Source organism: Falsirhodobacter sp. 1013, from assembly GCF_051195255.1.
Taxonomy (GTDB): Bacteria; Pseudomonadota; Alphaproteobacteria; order Rhodobacterales; family Rhodobacteraceae; genus Falsirhodobacter.
The window spans coordinates 29,241-42,206 of the sequence record NZ_JBNJLK010000021.1 but is presented as its reverse complement, the minus strand read 5'-3'; the positions used below and the strand labels follow the sequence as shown (position 1 = coordinate 42,206).

At 61.5% G+C, this 12,966-nt stretch carries 10 protein-coding genes and 3 pseudogenes; 7 read left to right on the top strand and 6 right to left on the bottom strand.

The window, feature by feature from the left end; translation table 11 throughout:
* Window positions 1-533 precede the first annotated feature (533 nt).
* From ACSHZY_RS17295 to ACSHZY_RS17280, 4 genes and pseudogenes are all read right to left on the bottom strand, one after another.
* Window positions 534-722 carry a hypothetical protein gene (locus tag ACSHZY_RS17295; RefSeq protein WP_435171253.1) on the bottom strand — a complete coding sequence of 63 codons (189 nt, stop codon included), beginning with the start codon at window positions 720-722 and terminating at the stop codon, window positions 534-536.
* A 348-nt stretch (window positions 723-1,070) separates the two neighbouring features.
* Window positions 1,071-1,812: pseudogene (locus ACSHZY_RS17290) on the bottom strand (IS5 family transposase).
* Between the two features lie 219 nt (window positions 1,813-2,031).
* On the bottom strand, window positions 2,032-2,361 hold the full coding sequence (locus tag ACSHZY_RS17285) for a transposase (RefSeq protein WP_435171251.1): 330 nt from the start codon (window positions 2,359-2,361) through the stop codon (window positions 2,032-2,034).
* Between the two features lie 14 nt (window positions 2,362-2,375).
* Window positions 2,376-2,757, bottom strand: a pseudogene (locus tag ACSHZY_RS17280) (transposase); the annotation flags it as partial.
* Window positions 2,758-2,995: 238 nt separating this feature from the next.
* On the opposite strand from ACSHZY_RS17280, the gene repA reads away from it, so the two are divergent.
* The 3 genes from repA to repC all read left to right on the top strand — a co-directional run bounded on the left by repA (window position 2,996) and on the right by repC (window position 6,687).
* Window positions 2,996-4,195 carry a plasmid partitioning protein RepA gene (gene repA, locus ACSHZY_RS17275; RefSeq protein ID WP_435171250.1) on the top strand — a complete coding sequence of 400 codons (1,200 nt, stop codon included), beginning with the start codon at window positions 2,996-2,998 and terminating at the stop codon, window positions 4,193-4,195.
* Window positions 4,195-5,283: a plasmid partitioning protein RepB gene (gene repB, locus ACSHZY_RS17270; protein ID WP_435171248.1), complete on the top strand. Its 1,089-nt coding sequence runs from the start codon at window positions 4,195-4,197 to the stop codon at window positions 5,281-5,283. Before repA ends, repB begins: the two co-directional genes overlap by 1 nt.
* Before the next feature lie 252 nt (window positions 5,284-5,535).
* Window positions 5,536-6,687 carry a plasmid replication protein RepC gene (repC, locus tag ACSHZY_RS17265; protein WP_435171247.1) on the top strand — a complete coding sequence of 384 codons (1,152 nt, stop codon included), beginning with the start codon at window positions 5,536-5,538 and terminating at the stop codon, window positions 6,685-6,687.
* 906 nt (window positions 6,688-7,593) lie between these two features.
* Here the strand turns inward: repC and ACSHZY_RS17260 are convergent.
* A pseudogene (locus tag ACSHZY_RS17260) lies at window positions 7,594-7,824 on the bottom strand (hypothetical protein); the annotation flags it as partial.
* 986 nt (window positions 7,825-8,810) lie between these two features.
* On the bottom strand, window positions 8,811-8,972 hold the full coding sequence (locus tag ACSHZY_RS17255; RefSeq protein ID WP_435171244.1) for a hypothetical protein: 162 nt from the start codon (window positions 8,970-8,972) through the stop codon (window positions 8,811-8,813).
* A gap of 365 nt (window positions 8,973-9,337) precedes the next feature.
* Here ACSHZY_RS17255 and ACSHZY_RS17250 point away from each other — a divergent pair, with 365 nt between their 5' ends.
* The 4 genes from ACSHZY_RS17250 (at window position 9,338) to ACSHZY_RS17235 (ending at window position 12,842) form a co-directional block, all read left to right on the top strand.
* Complete coding sequence (locus ACSHZY_RS17250; protein ID WP_435171243.1) at window positions 9,338-10,258, top strand: LysR family transcriptional regulator; 921 nt, start codon at window positions 9,338-9,340, stop codon at window positions 10,256-10,258.
* Between the two features lie 327 nt (window positions 10,259-10,585).
* Window positions 10,586-11,485 carry a SphA family protein gene (locus tag ACSHZY_RS17245; protein WP_435171241.1) on the top strand — a complete coding sequence of 300 codons (900 nt, stop codon included), beginning with the start codon at window positions 10,586-10,588 and terminating at the stop codon, window positions 11,483-11,485.
* Between the two features lie 10 nt (window positions 11,486-11,495).
* A complete protein-coding gene (locus tag ACSHZY_RS17240) occupies window positions 11,496-11,870 on the top strand; it encodes a Rieske (2Fe-2S) protein (protein WP_435171239.1) in 375 nt (124 codons plus the stop codon).
* Window positions 11,871-11,879: 9 nt separating this feature from the next.
* A complete protein-coding gene (locus ACSHZY_RS17235) occupies window positions 11,880-12,842 on the top strand; it encodes a fumarylacetoacetate hydrolase family protein (RefSeq protein WP_435171237.1) in 963 nt (320 codons plus the stop codon).
* Window positions 12,843-12,966 lie beyond the last annotated feature (124 nt).

Genomic DNA, 12,966 nt, shown 5'->3' with positions numbered 1-12,966 from the left:
AGATGCTGGCGGATGCCGCCCAGATCCACGAACCGGTCGATGGCCCGGATCAGGTGGTCCTGCGGGACGTGATCCTCAAGGGAGAACTGCTAGAACAGAGCGCCCTGCGCCACCTGCCGCGATCCCATCATCCCGATCACCTCCACCGCCTACGAATGGAAGTGAACCAGCCCCAGACCCGCCGATCAACAGGTGCTTTTCAACACAATCGCCCAGGAGCGGACGCAGGATATAGCGGACGACATCCTCCGGCTGGGTCGCGACCGAGCGGTTTGCGAGGGCGACAAGCCGAGGCTCGCTATCGAAATCGGCGAGCGGATTTAGCAGGTCCGGATGCCTCCAGAGCACAGCTTCGGCATCCGCGGTCCAGAAGCCTTCTCCACCGCCCCCAAGCGTTCCAGTAGCCTCAGGGCAGTTCAAAGCCAAGTTCACCGGCACTGGTGTGGTCTTGGACGTAATCGAGCCCGCTGTGCGGCGGAAGACGACGCGTGACAACGTCTGCGACCAGCTTGGACTCCAACATCTGAGTCATATCAATGCACCATCAATCGAGCGTCCTGCAGCTCCGCCAACTGGAGCATGCGGATCACGGTGCGGAGGTTTTCAGGCCGGTTCAGGCTCGCGATTCGGTCGAGAGCATCGAGAACGCCCATGGTCACCGCATCCGACAGCGACCTCCGCGACCGTTCACGCAAGACGAAGGCCCGAAGGTCCTTCTGCATCAGGTCACGCAGGACGAGGGCGCGACATCGGCTTCGGAACGGGGAGGAAAGCTGTGTAACGTCGTTGGACGTCGTCAACCCACGATACCCAACTCACATCGAAGGGCAGCTGGAAACGGGGACAATTCCAGCCCTTTGCCGTCAGGGTTTCCAAGAACGGGAGAAGCGATCCCGTCAGGCTATAGCTGCCCCCTTGGTGCCTTGAACTGGTCCGACCTTTTCAATCTCGTCGAGCACGGTAAGGAGATTTGCGATACCTCCCCCCCCCGGAAAGTCAGGTTCAAGAGACGGCCTGGTTCCGCGCTCTACCAACCGCGCTGCATACTTAGGCTCCAGACCCATTGAGTTTCAGAGCCAGAACAAGACGGTGGCTGCGAGAGCAATGGCGGAGAAGAACGTCTCCGGGCCTCGGTCGTAACGGATGGCGACCCGCCGCTAATACTTGAGGCGTCCGAACATGATCTCCATTCGGTTGCGCCGCATGTCGTATTTCACGGCCGTCTTGCGGGACTTCCGGCCGGGGATGCAGACCTTTATTCCCTTGTCTTTTAGCGCATCCCTGATGCCAATCCGCATCATAGCCTCGATCCGCCAAAAGCCAATCCGCCTTCGGCAAACCGCCCAGCAGCGCCGCAGCGCCCGTGCAATCGCTCACCTGTCCGGCCGACATGCAGAACCCGATCGGCCGTCCCCTCGCGTCCGTGACGGCATGCAACTTGGTGTTCATGCCGCCTTTTGTGCAGCCGATCTGGCGATCACGCCCCCCTTTTGACCCGCAGGCTCGAGGCCGTGCGATGCGCCTTCAGATCGGTCGCATCATGATTGCCTTGTGCTCGGCGCTCTCGGAGGCCAGGCCCATCATGATCCGGCCGAAAACCCGGTTGTCGCTCCGGCGGTTCCAGCGGTTGTAGAGGATCTTGTGCGGGCCATATTCCCTTGGCGCATCGCACCAGCGCAACCCGTTGCGATTGACGAAGATCATGCCGCTGAGCACCCGTCGATCATCGAGGCGCGGCTCGCCATGGCTTTTCGGAAAGAAGGGCTTCAAGCGCTCCATCTGCGCATCGCTCAGCCAGCAAAGACTGTTCATCGATCAGGTCTCCTCGCGGAGCCTGAATCACGCCAACAGCCTGAAATCAATGGGTCTGGAGCCTAGGTATTGTATCTGTCAGGTTGGATATGCCGCCTATTTCTGAAGGCTTTCGCACAATGCATTGGCGACGTTGACCAGCTTTCTGGCAGCGGTGATGATGACCTTGTGCGGTTTACCTGCCTTGCGAAGTCGATCTGCGAAGGACCTCAGGGAGAGTTATGATGGGCCGCAACCAGGGCCGTTTGGAACATCACGTGCCGGAGAGCACGGCGATCGCCCGTTCCCACAAAGGGTTCCGCTCTCATGCGCGATCGGGGCCAACTCAGTGAGTGCGGCCGCTTCTTCACCGGTGATGGTACCGATCTCGGGCATTTCGGCAATCAGCATTGTATTGGAAACAGGGCTGATCCCGGGGATGGAACGGAGATCGGTGGCCATTTCCAACAGGTGATCATCGCTCGCGACAGCCCGGATGATCCTGCCTTCAAGCTCCTTGATCAGGCTGTCGATCCGTTGCTTCAACTCGGTGTCGACGTCCTCAAACATCGCAACTATTCCCCGATGCGCCGGGCAAGGGCCACCATGGCTCGCTTCGCACCTTGATGGGACGCAACCTTCGCGGCCCATGTTCTCCGCCATGTCGCGCTGCCACGAAGCATCATGACGGTTGCTGCCTGGCACAGCGCGCCTCAGGTTAACGTCCCCTACTTCGATGACTCCGCCCGAGACGCCGTGTTCGCCTGACTGGTTGCGTGAAGGCGTGAGGCCGACCCATGGCCGGACCTTCTTCGGCGACGCAAATCAAGGGCGATCATCAACGGCGGAACGTTAGGGCAGCGCCACGACCGCGCCGACGCCTGGCATCGACATCGGAAGGTGACAGACAGGGTCGTCCTGCGCCAGTTGACGGACACGGCGTTCCAGTCCTGAGAGTTCATGCCGATGCACCGGTTCGCCAGCCTGGCACGATCTGCCGACATGGTTGCCGATGAACCGATACGAAGCTGTGATTATCCACATCAGGGAAAGATAACAGTTGCCCAAGCGCGAGATGCATGGCAATTCTGGTCTTAGTTGCCTCTGACTGTCTTGTATGGATCCATCAATCAAAACAGTTTAGAGGCATACAAGATCGCGCAAGAGCCCTTGGAGGGCCGTGTATGAGGCAGGAATGAACGAGATGAGCCTTCTGGAGCGGAGCTTCAACTCCGACCGAATCTCCCAGTTCGCCGAGAGTCTCGCGAGCTCGCTAGATCGCCAGATGAAAAACGCGTTTCGACCGGACGAGCGGAAGACGCTCAGGCTGTTCTCCGCACGGGAGGTGTCGGAGCTCACGGGAATCTCCATCTCGAACCTGAACACCCGGTTGGCGGATGACCCGGACTTCCCTCAGCCGATCACGGACACTCGCGGTCATCGCTGGTTCTCGGCGGAGAAGATCGACCAGATCCGCGACCGGATGTATGCCACCGGCAAGAATGTCCTGACCTACCGGCCGGGGCGTCAACCGGGCGATGCGTTGCAGGTCCTGAGCTTCGTCAACTTCAAAGGCGGGTCTGGGAAGTCCACCTCCAGTTGCCACGTGGCGCAGCGCCTTGCCCTTCGCGGATACAGGGTGCTCCTCATCGATGCGGATGCGCAGGCTTCTGCCACCACCATGTTCGGCTACCGCCCCGAGATCGAGTTCCAGGACAAGGGCACCCTCTACGACTGCCTGCGTTACGATCAGGATCAGGTCGGCATCGAACACGTCATCAAGAAGACCTACTTCCACAATCTGGACCTCGTCCCAGCTGGCCTGGTCCTTTCCGAATATGAAACCAACACGGCATATGCGCTTGGGCAGAGGATCACGCCCACCTTCGCCGAACGCCTGACGATCCAGCTCAGTAGGGTCGAGCATGATTACGACCTCGTCATCATCGACTGCCCGCCCCAGCTCGGCTTCACCACTCTCACGGCTCTCGCGGCATCCTCCGCCCTTGTCGTTACCGTGGTTCCAAGTATGCTCGACATCGCTTCCATGTCGCAGTTCCTGAGCCTGGCCGGCGACCTCTTCCGGACGATCCAGCACCACACGAACCGGTCGGAGCCCATCAGCTGGAACTTCGTGAAGTTCCTCCTGACACGCTACGAGCCTTCGGACGGTCCGCAGACCCAAATGGCAGCCTATCTGCGGGCCATCCTCGAGGACGAGGTCCTTACGGAGCCGATGCTGAAGTCGACGGCCATCAGCGACGCGGGCATGACCCAGCAGACGGTGTACGAGGTCGACCCGGGCAATTTCGTGAAGAAGACCATCGAACGCGCCGTCCAGAGCTGCAACGCCGTGTCCGACGAGATCGAGGGTCTCATCCAGCGGTCGTGGGGCAGGACCTGATGGGACGCAAGAATATCTTCGAGACGGCCCTCTCCCACCAGCTTCCGCCTGCCGCACCTTCCCAGGCTCCGCCTGCCGCACCTTCCCAGGCTCCGCTTGCCGCACCTTCCCAGGCTCCGCTTGCCGCACTACCTCCCCGCAGGCACGGTGCGCCGGCGTTGGAGACCCTGGGCAGCAGCCTGCGGGACATGAGCGAGAGCGGCATCCAGGAACTGGATCCGTCGCTGATCATAGACTCGGGCGTTCAGGATCGTATAGAACTCGATCCTGTCGAAATTGCCAGGCTCTCCGAAAGCATCCGCACGCATGGGCAGCAAGTGCCCATCCTTGTGCGGCCCCATCCGGACAGCATGAACCGCTTCATCATCGTCTATGGGCGGCGCCGCCTCGCTGCGATCCGCAAGATCGGCCCGGCCGCCCGGGTAAAGGCGATCGTCCGGCATCTCGCCGAGGATGCCGCCATCCTCGCTCAGGGTCAGGAGAACAATCTTCGGGTCGACCCGTCCTACATTGAGAAGGCGCTCTTCGTACGCGAGCTGAAATCCGCAGGATACGACTCTCAAGTCATCCAAGACGCTCTCGGCATCGACCGGACGGCGATCTCCAAGATGTCGACGGTCGTCGACAACGTGCCCCTCGACGTGATCCTGCACATCGGGGCGGCCCCTGACATCGGCCGCCGGCTCTGGACTGAACTTGCGCAGATCGCACGCGACGACGGCGTCGACCTGCGTCGCCTGATCCCCAAGGCCGAGCAGTCATCCCACAGCACCGGCTCGGACCGTTTTGGTAATATATTTCGACAAGCCAAGAAAATCATTGAGGAATCCGTCAGGGATGGCACTGCTCCCCCGAAGGCGAATGTCGTTGTGCCCGCGGGCACAACGACAAAGTCCGGTCCTACCGCTTCGAGGCCCCTCGCCCTCTCCGGACGTCACGTCGGGACGCTGAAGAAGACCGGTCGAAGTCTTTCGCTGAATGTCTCCTTGCGACATCAGCCCCAGTTCGGACAGTGGTTCGAGGAGAACGCGGACGAAATCGTGCGCCTACTTCACGATCGCTGGACGGAGAGCCGGGGCAAGGGGTGAGCCCCCTGCCCTATCTATTTGATCCAACATTCAACAACGAAAGGAGGACCGCTACAGACCGCACATAAGAAAAGAGCCCCCCAGAGAAATCCCTGGAGAGCCCGGTAGTCACGTTTTTGCACCTTCATGCCTACCAGCCTCCACTGTGCCCGTCAATAGCTTCCGTTTCGGGAGTTGGGTAAGGTTTGCCCACTCTTTCGTGAGCAAGGAGGAGGGACTACTCTCGGCTCCGCGGTTCGGCCGGTAACGACCATGACATTCAAAAAACTTATTCAACGTTCCCATCCCGGAGCGAACGATGTTGCAGTGCCCAAGGGCAACTCAGATCAAACATGGGCTATTTACCAGATGATCCGCGACGCGGCCCCAAGCCTCGGGCTCAAGCCGAAGGTCATGCAGACCCTCGCTGCCATGATCAGCTGCCTCAGGCAGGGCCGGGGGACGATCTGCTTCGCATCCACACGAGAGTTGATGCGCCGACTCGCCGGCGTCAGCGAGAGGACCATTCGTCGTCATGTTATGGATCTCGTGGAGATCGGGATCCTCAAGCGCCGCGACAGCCCGAATTGCAAACGCTACGTGAGCCGCGGGACGTCTTCAGGTGACAGCATTGCCTTCGGGTTCGATCTCCAGCCCATGATCGACGCGCGAGACCGGTGGCTTGGCGCCCTCGAACTCCACAACCGGAACGCCCTCGAGTGCCGTCATCTCGCTACTCAAATCAAGGATCTCCTCGCGCGCCTCGAGAAGGAAGATGTGGATCCAGGCATGCTCGCCGACGCAAGGAAGTGTGTCCGGCGCAAGCTGCCGGTCGATCAGCTCCGCGAACTCCGCGACCGTCTTCGGGCGTTCCTGTCCAAACTCATTGAAAAGACGATTGGCGACGGCGCCTCCCAACGCGCTCCAATCCCCCTGCCCCGCCCCGAAAGCCAAGCCGACATCGATCTGTCTGGAGCCGAAGGTCCTGCAAAAATGGCCGGCTCTGGCGGTCAGAATGACCGTGATCATTCTAGGTCTAAAACAGAGGAAATTGATAAGAAAGGCTCTAACGCATCGAGCGTGTGGACCCAGGGCGAGGTCGCGACCTTGCTGGAGAAACTGTCCAGTGCCTGCCCGGACGCATTGTGCTTTGCCGAAAGGCCACTGCGCACAGAGTCCGACATCGTCTTATTAGGGCGGCAGTTGGCTCCCATGATCGGCATCAGATCCGCATTGCACGATGAAGCCTCTTCAAACTTAGGTGCCATCGCGGCTGCGGTTTCGGTGATGGTGATGGTGAATATGCATGGCAGGATCAGGAACATGGAGGCTTACTTCCGGAGCTTGATCAGCGGGAAGCGACGGGAGAGCTTCGATCCCTTCTCATTGCTGGACCGGTTCGCGACGGCATCGAAGCCCTCATGACATACATGGCGGAACACGCTGCGCTTTTCGGGGGCAAAGCCTTCGAGTATCATCACCGATACCCGGCGGCTACGGGAGCGTTAACGTCCGGCGATCAAATCCCGCGGGGCGTACAATCCACGTCACAATACATCGCCGCTACAAGGCCGGCGGATCATGCGTGGAGGCTTGGCAAACGAAGCGGCGCAGAGGATCCAGCGAACTTCACCTCCAGCGGTGGCGAGCGCCCCATGGCCTGCCAGCGTGACCGCGGTCACAAGAAGATGGCCGGGAGCGTCTGCGGCCTATCGCGGCTGGACCGGAACGACAGGTGCATCCGAGATGGAGAGTTGGCTGCGGCAGGTGCTCACTGACGGCTTCCCCGGTGACGACACGGCGCGGGGTTGCCGGAGACGACCCTCTGCGCATTCACAGAACGCAGAAGGGCCCCGATCCGGCAGTTTGCCTGCGCGTCACGCCTCACCAAAGCTTCAAGGGAGATGCACCTATATGGCGGCTCAAGAGCATTTTGCGAACTGGATCGGACGGTAGGTGACAAGCGGGACTGTCAGGCGTTGAACGTTGTGGTGCCGTTAGGACGGGACTCAAACATAGTTCCTTGTGCGGAGATGCAGCCGAACCCGGGGCGGTGGCGTAGGTAAGAGATGACGGAAGTCGTCTTGCCGCAAACTGTGACCGCGGGCACGCTGTCAGAAGGCTACTCACGCCGAACATCCCACACGCGTACGGAGCAACCGGCGCAAACTTGGAAAAGCCTCCGTTGGAGTCGATCTCCAGCTAAACGGGACATGGTCGGAGATCCGGCGTCTCGGTTCTTTATGGGTGACCTCGAGGAACTGGCCGGGAAGTTCGAGCGTGCCGCAGGAGAGGATCGGAAGTAGGATTGAGGCGGGGAACCATATGTTGTCATAAAGGCTGAGGGCCCGCTTTCGATCGACTGATTGAATAGCCCGAAATTTCCCAAACGCCTTCAAGTCTCATCATCTGCCGCCGTTTAAATTCGGCGGGCGACAGCCTCCCGTTCCTCGCACACGTGCGCTTCCAATTGCAGAACCTCTCAACGTAATCGAACGCGTCCCGCCTTGCGTCTGCGCGGGTCCGGTGGGTCCTGCGCCTGATCCGTTCACGTTCGAGCAACAAACCGTGGGATCTGACACCTAGGCTCTCCACCCTGTCTGTGCTTCAAAAAGCGTATCCGAGACCACTCGTCGCGCCGTCGCCGGTTTTACGGACCAGCTGCACTTTTTCCTAGAAGGACCAGGCCCGAGGCGGTTTATTTTGCGGAACCCGGCGAGGGGAAGACAATCGGTGTCGGGCGCTTCCACCATGGCACGCGACAACCGCCGCTCGATCAAGGTTCTCCGGTAAGACATCATACGACGGAAAGTTCTGAGAGCGAGAGCGACTCGTGCTCGGCGCCCTTAAAGTATTCCGTGACCCGATCTTCCTAAGCAGGGTGTGTGGTCGAACACGAGGTCACGCAGCTTCGCGAGGCGGCGCGGCAGGCCGTGGAACACCTTTCCAAGCTTTGCACGAAATCGACCATATTGTTCACACAGTCCTCCCGCTGCGCCTCGTGACGCGCAAAGCTGCGGGAGACGGCCTGCCGTCACGCAGATCTACCCCTCGAGGAGCTCGCCAAAAAGTGACCGTCCTCGAGCGCCATCCAGATGCCATAGGCCGCATAGGGCGAGACCGGATGTACGGCATCCTCGACGTGATCGATACGGCCCGTCGACCAAGACTTCAGCGAGGGCGGTTGTAGATCTTCCACCGGAAGATCTGCGTGTCGGAACCGCCCCCTCCAGCAGCTTCGGGATCGGCTCGATCCAGTTCTTCCAGCAACTTGCTTCGATGCAACTGGGTAGGCAGGAGGTAGATCTGCTTCCTTCGCAGGTTCGACCACCCACCACTCAAAGCCGCGCTTGCCTTCATGCAGCATCGGGAAGAAGCTGACCTGCTGACGCCAGTCATGCGACAAGTCGCCATAGTTCGGTGGCACTCCCTCGACATGGTCGCACCATGCAAGCCACCCGGCGGATGCTGTCGGTACCCACGCGCATGTCCGCATCGACCCGGACACCGCTCTTGGAGTGAACCGCGACGCCCTGTGCGGTCTCCTCTTAAAGATCGGATTTCATAGCCCGTAACGATCCTGCCTTCGGAAAGGCCGAGGAGCGCAGCACGTCATAGTGACGGCCGCCGATGCCCATCCGCGCCCCGACCTCGGCGTCGAAGTGAAGGGCCGCTTGGGTCTTGCCGCGACTGCTCTCAAAAGGGGTCATGGTCGGTAGGCCAAACTGGCCACGTCAGTCCCGGAAGACCGCGGGGTTGCCAGAACGGGAACGCTCACCAGCACCGCGCTGCCGATCGCCTTTGGCTCCGCCTGCCGTTCCTAAAGCCGCACGTCGAAGCCGCGCCGGTGCAGGGTGAGGGTCGTGGACACGCAACGCAGCCAGCCCCCGAGGACCACAACGCGATTGCCATTCGCCACTCGATTGTCATGTTGCCTCACGCCTCACGCACGCCCGCGGCAACATCGCCAGGCGCACCATGTGGCTGCATCCATGTCTAAGATGGTGGAATCATAACACCTCTTCCATATGGCAAATAAATCTGATCCACTCTAGCTATCTGTTTTGGTGATGTCATGCGCTTCAAGAATCTTGACCTGAACCTTCTTGCAGCGCTGGATCTGCTGCTGACCGAGCGTAATGTCAGCCGTGCGGCGGAGAAGATGAAAATTACCCAGTCCGCGATGAGTAACGCGCTCTCGCGGCTACGCGCCTATTTCGGCGATGACCTTCTTGTGCAGGTCGGTCGCCGGCTGGAGCTGACACCTAGGGCGGAGGTGCTGGTGGAGCCGGTGCGCGACATTCTCGTCCGGGTCGAGGCGTCGATTATAGCGGCGCCCGACTTCGATCCCCGCACCTCGGACCGCTTGTTCCGTATCCTCGCCTCGGATTATACGGTAATGACGCTGCTGGCGGATTTCTTACATATCGCGGGGCAGGGGGCCTTGCAATTCCAGTTCCTGCCGCAGACCGACCAGCCCGACCGGGTGCTCGAACGGGGGGAGGCGGACCTGCTGGTGATCCCTGAGAACTACGCTTCGCAGGAACATCCTATGGAGATCCTTTTCGAGGAAAGCTTCGTTGCCGTTGTGGATCGGGCGCATCCGCGAATCTCGGAAATCCTGACGCTTGACGCGTTCTTGCGCGAGCGTCATGCTGTGATGCTTCCGTCTATCGACGTCCCTTCTTTTGAAAGCCAGGCGATCCAGGCTCTGGGGATCCGACGCAACGTCGACGTCGTCAGCTTCAGTTTCCTTGCGCTACCGGCGCTTGTCGTCGGAACGGACCGGATCGCGATCCTGCACCGGCGGCTGGCCAAGCGGGTGATCCGCACGCTGCCGCTGAAGATGCTGGAGCTGCCTTTCGCCATCCCGAAAATGCGCCAATGCGCCCAGTGGCACAGCTACCGGTCAAACGACCCCGCGATCCGCTGGCTGCGCGAGACGGTGGTGAAGGCGGCTGCTGCGGATCCCGACCACGCGAACGGGCATCTGTGACGAACGCCGACACGGGGCGCTTCACTTCCCGACAGAAGATGCGCACACCTTCGGCCGGCGCCACCACGTGCACAGGAAGGGCGGACTGAGGACGGCGGAGCGGGCCCCAAGTTCATGCCCCACGTCTGCGGCCTCTCGTACCCAACTAGGGCCGCGAAATTGTTATTCACAATGTTAATACATTATATGATTAATATCAATTATGTGAATGACCAGTTCCCGATTAATCGTTGGGGAGCCGGCTGGCAGATGTATGTGCATCTGCCGCCAGCCTGAACGGGAGGGGGAGCTCCCGTAGGCCGGTTTGCCGCTTTTGGGAGGATGTCCATGAAACGACTGATGCCGGGCTGTGCTGTCGCAGCCCTGACCGCCGCTCTATTGCCCGTTGCAGGCAAGGCCGCAGAGAACGGGAACACCCAGTATTCCCCCGGATCGTCTGGCTTCTATTCCGGAGCGATCCCGCCCGTGCAAGGACTCTATGCCTTGTCGCAGACCAGCTACTACTCGGCCGACCGGCTGACCGACGACAACGGGGACCGCCTGCCAGTAAGCTTCGGCGCGGACGTGAAGGTCGAGACGCTGCGCCTGTTGGGCGTCACCGGCTGGGAGGCGGCAGGGGGCAAGGTATGGTGGCAGCTGGTCATGCCCGTCATCCTGGACATGGACATCTCCGCCGGGTCTCACGGCGGCTCGACCTCGGGACTTTCCGATGTGCTGGTGGCCGGTGGCCTCGCCTGGCACAGCGGAGCGCACACCTATGTCTTTGGGATCGACGTCGCCCTGCCTACCGGAGATTACGATCCCGGCCGCTTGGCCAATGCCGGCCTCAACCACTGGTCGATCCAGCCGACGTTCGGATACCATTACCTCGACGTGACCGATCCCGCTTGGGAGGTCGCGATCGGGGTGCGCTACCTCAAGAACTTCGAGAATTCCGACACCGACTACACCTCCGGCGACGAGCTGGTGATCGACTATGCCGCCGGCTACAACTTCGGCTCGTTCCGCGCGGCCGTGTCCGGCTACCTGCTGGAGCAGTTGACCGATGATGAAGGGCCGAACGTCGCCTCCGATGGCAACCGGGGCAAGGGCGTCGCTATCGGCCCGTCGCTGAACTACACCTTCGCGAACCACGCCCTGCTTGGCATCAGCTGGCAAAAGGAGATAGAGACGGAAAGCCGCCCCCAGGGGGACACCTGGCAGATCAGCTTCGCGACACGGTTCTAGGGTCGGCGGGATGAGGGGGCTGGTTCATCTGTGCAGGTCCGATGCGATCCCGGAGGGCGCCGCCCGTGGCTTCTTGCCCGGTCCAGGCGCCCGCTGCGCGGTGATCGTCCTCCGGCGGGGCGGAAAACTGTCGGGATTTCAGGATTCCTGTCCCCATTATGCGGGCGGCACGCCAATGGCTTGGCGTTCAGATGCCTATCTGAACCGCTCGGGCCAGATCGTCTGCCACGCGCATGGCGCGGTATTCGACCCGGAGACGGGGGTCTGCATCCTGGGTCCCTGTCTCGGGCGGAGGCTAACCCGGGTGCCCCTGCACATCGATGCGCAGGGCAATGTCATGGTCAGCGACCATCTGGCGGACCGGCAGGAGCGCGCCGGCAAGTAGGAGAGAAAGATGAAATTTGCCACAATGCCCGATGACACGCCTGATGGGCGGCTGCACGTCGTCTCGCGCGATCTGACGCGATGCATGCCTGCCGAGGCGGCGGCGACGATGCAGACGCTGCTTGAAGGCTGGGAGCGTCTGGCTCCGGGTCTGGCGGCACAATACGCCGCGCTGAACGCGGGTGCGGGCGTCCCCTTCGAGGCGGGGCGGGCGCTGGCCCCCTTGCCGAGAGCATGGCAGTGGCTGGACGGATCGGCCTATCAAAGCCACGGGCACCTGATGAGCAAGGTGTTCGGCATGGCCGACAGCCCCGTGGACCGGCCGCTGATGTATCAGGGCCTGTCCGACCGGTTCCTGCCCGCAACGGCCGATGTTCCGCTGCCGTCGGAAGAGGACGGCATCGACTTCGAGGGGGAGTTCGGCGTGATCTGCGGGCCAGTGCCGATGGGCACAGGGGCCGAAGCCGCGCGCGGGCATATCCGCCTTCTGGTGCAGATCAACGATTGGTCGTTGCGGGTGGTGGCGCCGACCGAGATGCGGACGGGCTTCGGCTGGGTGCAGGCGAAGCCCGCCTGTTCGGCGGCACCCGTGGCCGTCACGCCCGACGAGCTTGGGGATGCGTGGCGTGATGCGCGGGTCGATCTCCCGCTTTCGGTCGAATGGAATGGGGACAGCTTCGGGCTGGTGGAAGGCTACCAGATGGCTTGGGGGTTCGACGAGCTGGTCGCCCATGCCGCGCGCACGCGCGACCTTGTCGCGGGCACGATCATCGGGTCCGGCACCGTATCGAACGCGAATTTCCGCGACGTCGGCTCCTCCTGCATCGCGGAGCGCCGGGGTATCGAGATGCTCGATCTTGGAGCGGCCCGGACCCCCTACATGCGCTTCGGGGACCGGGTGCGCATGGAATGCCGGTTGCGGAGCGGTGCGCCGCTCTTCGGCGCGATCGACCAGACCGTGGTGAAGCGTTAGGCGCCGCGCTGCGCCACTGCAGGCAGCTTCGATCCCGTGCTGCTGCCGGACGGGCAGCAATGCCGGTGAGATCCGGCCGCCTTCTCACCGCGATCTCGAACCGACCGTCTGGGCCGGGAGGAGC

Coding starts and splice junctions, on each gene's coding strand:
- ACSHZY_RS17295 (WP_435171253.1), bottom strand. CDS start 722: ATGCAGAAGGACCTTCGGGCCTTCGTCTTGCGTGAACGGTCGCGGAGG.
- ACSHZY_RS17285 (WP_435171251.1), bottom strand. CDS start 2,361: ATGTTTGAGGACGTCGACACCGAGTTGAAGCAACGGATCGACAGCCTG.
- repA (WP_435171250.1), top strand. CDS start 2,996: ATGAGCCTTCTGGAGCGGAGCTTCAACTCCGACCGAATCTCCCAGTTC.
- repB (WP_435171248.1), top strand. CDS start 4,195: ATGGGACGCAAGAATATCTTCGAGACGGCCCTCTCCCACCAGCTTCCG.
- repC (WP_435171247.1), top strand. CDS start 5,536: ATGACATTCAAAAAACTTATTCAACGTTCCCATCCCGGAGCGAACGAT.
- ACSHZY_RS17255 (WP_435171244.1), bottom strand. CDS start 8,972: ATGACCCCTTTTGAGAGCAGTCGCGGCAAGACCCAAGCGGCCCTTCAC.
- ACSHZY_RS17250 (WP_435171243.1), top strand. CDS start 9,338: ATGCGCTTCAAGAATCTTGACCTGAACCTTCTTGCAGCGCTGGATCTG.
- ACSHZY_RS17245 (WP_435171241.1), top strand. CDS start 10,586: ATGAAACGACTGATGCCGGGCTGTGCTGTCGCAGCCCTGACCGCCGCT.
- ACSHZY_RS17240 (WP_435171239.1), top strand. CDS start 11,496: ATGAGGGGGCTGGTTCATCTGTGCAGGTCCGATGCGATCCCGGAGGGC.
- ACSHZY_RS17235 (WP_435171237.1), top strand. CDS start 11,880: ATGAAATTTGCCACAATGCCCGATGACACGCCTGATGGGCGGCTGCAC.